At 70.9% G+C, this 3,690-nt stretch carries 4 protein-coding genes; 3 read left to right on the forward strand and 1 reads right to left on the reverse strand.

The window, feature by feature from the left end:
- The 3 genes from ABZY11_RS43455 to ABZY11_RS43465 all read left to right on the forward strand — a co-directional run.
- On the forward strand, positions 1 to 359 hold a 359-nt coding region (locus ABZY11_RS43455), incomplete at its 5' end, for a nicotinate-nucleotide--dimethylbenzimidazole phosphoribosyltransferase (RefSeq protein WP_356484464.1).
- 88 nt (positions 360 to 447) lie between these two features.
- Entirely contained in the window at positions 448 to 2,253 is a 1,806-nt protein-coding gene (locus ABZY11_RS43460; protein ID WP_356484465.1) for a phosphatidylglycerol lysyltransferase domain-containing protein, read from the forward strand.
- Positions 2,250 to 3,011: a hypothetical protein gene (locus ABZY11_RS43465; RefSeq protein WP_356484466.1), complete on the forward strand. Its 762-nt coding sequence runs from the start codon at positions 2,250 to 2,252 to the stop codon at positions 3,009 to 3,011. The genes ABZY11_RS43460 and ABZY11_RS43465 overlap by 4 nt, the downstream gene beginning before the upstream one ends.
- Here ABZY11_RS43465 and ABZY11_RS43470 read toward each other — a convergent pair.
- Positions 2,912 to 3,673: a hypothetical protein gene (locus ABZY11_RS43470; RefSeq protein ID WP_356484467.1), complete on the reverse strand. Its 762-nt coding sequence runs from the start codon at positions 3,671 to 3,673 to the stop codon at positions 2,912 to 2,914. The genes ABZY11_RS43465 and ABZY11_RS43470 overlap by 100 nt on opposite strands.
- Positions 3,674 to 3,690 lie beyond the last annotated feature (17 nt).

The following is a 3,690-nucleotide window of genomic DNA, read 5'->3' on the forward strand; positions in this document are numbered from 1 at the left end:
CCGGGTTCCTGCTCCAGTGCGCGGTGCGCAGGCTGCCGGTGATCCTGGACGGGGTGGTCTCCGCGGCCTGTGCGCTGGTGGGCCAGCGGGCGGCCTTCCGGGCGCCGGACTGGTGGCTGGCGGGTCAGGCGAGTGGTGAGCCGGCGCAGACCAAGGCGCTGGACCGAATGGCGCTCAACCCATTGCTGGACCACGGCGTCATCGTGGGGGAAGGAAGTGGGGCATTGCTCGCACTCCCGCTCGTCCGGGCGGCGGCCGCACTGGCGGCCGAGCTGCCCGAGCGCGACCCCGTCGCCGAGGAGCAGGACGGTGCCGACGAGGGAGCCGAGGCCGGCGACGTCTACGGCGACGCGACCTGAGGCTCACGGACCGGCAGCGCTGCGGCCATTGAACACCGGCCGCAGCGCAGTCCCTCATGCAGTGCGATGCACCATATGATCGCTTTTCATGGGAGAGGTCCGATTGGCCACCGAGGAACCCGGGCGGGACAGCGTCCGGCCGCCGAGCACCGTCCGGTCACGGCGCAGCGCGGCATTCACCATCTGGTACCTGCGCATCGTGTCGTTCATCAATTTCCTGAGCGCCGTCTGGGTCACTCTCGGCAATGATCTGCGCCGCCACAACACCGAGAACTACTTCACCCCCTACCTGCTCACCGCGGGCTTCTCCTCCGGGGTGGTCGCGCTCTTCCTCGCGGTCACCATGCGCCGCCGCAAGCGGGCCGCCTGGATCGTGAACATGGTGGTGAGCGGCCTGCTGCTGCTCCTCTTCGCCCTGGTGATCGGGTTCCCGGAGGTCCGGCGGTATCCGCAGAACTGGATCTCGCTGGCGCTGACCGCCGTCTTCGTCCTGGCGCTGGTCCTCGGCCGGCGCGAGTTCTACGCGAAGGGCGACCGGTCCAACCCGAAGCTGGCGGCCGTCGTCGCGGTCGGCGGGCTGCTGGTCACCTCGCTGATCGCCACGGGCCTGGTCGCCCTCACCAACACCGCGCCCGACGACTACCGGGCGTCCTTCCTGGACCGCTGGCGCTACGGGGCGCTGCGGCTGGTCTCGGTCGCCGACAACGACGCCTCCTTCCCCGGGATCACCACCCCCGGCTGGGTCAACGTCACCATCAACGTGCTCTCCACGCTGCTGCTGATCGCCGTCGTGTACGCGGCGTTCCGGTCCCGCCGGGCCGTCGACCCGATCACCCCCGAGGACGAGGCCCGGCTCCGGGCGCTGCTGGAGAAGCACGGCGCCCGCGACTCGCTCGGCTACTTCTCGCTGCGCCGGGAGAAGAGCGCCGTCTGGTCCCCGACCGGGAAGGCCGCCGTCGCCTACCGGGTGGTGGGCGGGGTCTCGCTCGCCTCCGGTGACCCCATCGGCGACCCGGAGGCCTGGCCGGGGGCGATCGAGCCGTGGCTGGCCGAGGCCCGTGAGCACGGCTGGATCCCGGCGGTGATGGGGGTGAGCGAGGAGGGCGGCACCGTCTACGCACGGCACGGCCTCGACGCCCTGGAGCTGGGCGACGAAGCGATCGTGGAGACCGCCGAGTTCACCCTTGAGGGGCGGGCGATGCGGACCGTCCGCCAGGCGTACAACCGGGTCAGGCGCGCCGGGTACGAAGTGACCGTCCGCCGCCATGCGGACATCCCCGAGGAGGAGATGGCCGAACTGGTGCGGCGCGCCGACGACTGGCGGGACGGGGAGACCGAACGCGGCTTCTCGATGGCGCTCGGCCGGCTCGGCGATCCGGCCGACGGCCAGTGCGTGATGCTCGAATGCCGCGACGCCCCCGCCGAGGAGGGCGGCGGGCCGGGCGAGTTGCGTGCCGTGCTGAGCTTCGTGCCATGGGGGCCGAACGGTCTGTCGCTGGACCTGATGCGCCGTGACCGGGACGCCGAGAACGGGCTGATCGAGTTCATGGTCATCGAACTCCTCCAGCGCGCCGAGGAGATCGGCATCACACAGGTCTCGCTCAACTTCGCGATGTTCCGGTCGGTCTTCGAGCGGGGGTCACGGCTCGGCGCGGGACCGGTGCTGAGGCTGTGGCGCTCGATGCTCAGTTTCTTCTCCCGCTGGTGGCAGATCGAGTCGCTGTACCGCGCCAACGCCAAGTACCGGCCGATCTGGGAGCCGCGCTTCATGCTGTTCGAGAAGAGCTCGGACCTGCTGCGCATCGGCGTCGCGGCGGGCCGCGCCGAAGGGTTCCTGGAGGCGCCCGGTCTGCCCAAGTGGCTGCACCGCTCGCACCTCGGGACCGATGCATGAGACCCGGGCGCGCGCTGCGCGGAGCAGCTCGCCACGAGTGGGGTCCGCTGCCGGCGACCGTGCGCGCGACGCTCGCCGCCGAGCGGCTGCGGGCGGTCCCGATGACGATCGCCGCGGTCTGTCTGACGGCGCTGCTCCATGCGGTGCAGAACCGGTCGTGGGGTTTCGGGGTGGTGCACGGCCTCGGGGCGGTGCGGGCCGAGGACCCGTTGTGGGCGTCCCTGCTGCGTACGCCGTTGTCGCTGTTCGTACCGGCGCCGGATCTGCCGGTCTGGGGGGCGCTGGTACAGATCCTGGTGGTGTTCGGCATCGCCGAGATCTGTCTGGGCCGGTGGCGCACGCTGCTGATCGCGTACGTGGCGACGCTGGCCGGGACGCTGTACGCGCGGATCGGTGTCGCGCTCGGGCCGGACGGGCTGTTCGGGCTGCCGGCCTCGGACGCCCAGGTCGTCGACAGCGGGCCGTCCGCGGCGGTGGTCGGCCTCGCCGTGTACGTCTGTTACGTCTACCGGGCCCACTTCACCGGGGCGCTGGTGATCGCGGCGATGGTGGTCGAGGTGGTCCTGAAGAACAATCTGGCGGGCAAGGAGCACCTGGTGGCGATCGCCGCGGTCCTGGTGATGTGCGTCCGCACACCCCGCCTCGACCGGCCCCGGGATCAGGACTTGCGTCCGGGGAGCGGCACCCGGTCCGGTGCGCCGCCGATCAGATCCTCAAATCTGCGCCGCGGGCCCACCCAGCGCACATCGTGGTGGTAGGCGCGCAGCACGGAGCGGGCGCGGGCCCGGTGACGGTTGCGGTAGAAGCGCTTCGCCCACATCGACGTCGGCCGGGCCAGCCGGATCGCCCCGATCAGCGCGACGAACGGGACGAGCGTGCCGACCACCGCGAGTCGTGCCTTGCCCTTGAAGAGCGCGATCAGCACGAAGCAGAAGTTGACGACCAGGGTCAGGACGACACCGAGCCTGCTCTGCTGCTCGTCGCTGCTCAGCTCGTTCACGCCGAGCGGTGAGAACCCGGCCAGGACCAGCAGCACCAGCGCCGCGGTGAGGACCACCGCCTCCACGCTCTGACGGCCCTCCTCGGTCCAGTACACATCGTCGAGGTGGAGGATCAGGGCGAATTCGTCCAGCACCAGGCCCGCACCGATGCCGAAGACCACGGCGCAGATCCCCGCGCCGGCGCCTTGCCGCCCGCCGGCGACCGCACCGAAGCCGCCGATGACGCTCAGCACCACACCGGGGACCACGTGGTGGATGTGCATTCCGCCGGGTGTGATGTTGCGGAACGGGCCCTTCTCCGCCCGGATCATCCGGGTGATGAACCGGGTGACGGCGAAGGTGAGCACGAAGGCGGCCAGGGCGAGGAGCAGCGGCAGCTTTCCCGGCTCGACGATGTTCCGATCGAACCAGTGACCCATGCCACCCACTCCCGATA

Origin of the sequence: Streptomyces sp. NPDC006510 (assembly GCF_040611955.1) — a bacterium.
Classification (GTDB): Bacteria; Actinomycetota; Actinomycetes; order Streptomycetales; family Streptomycetaceae; genus Streptomyces.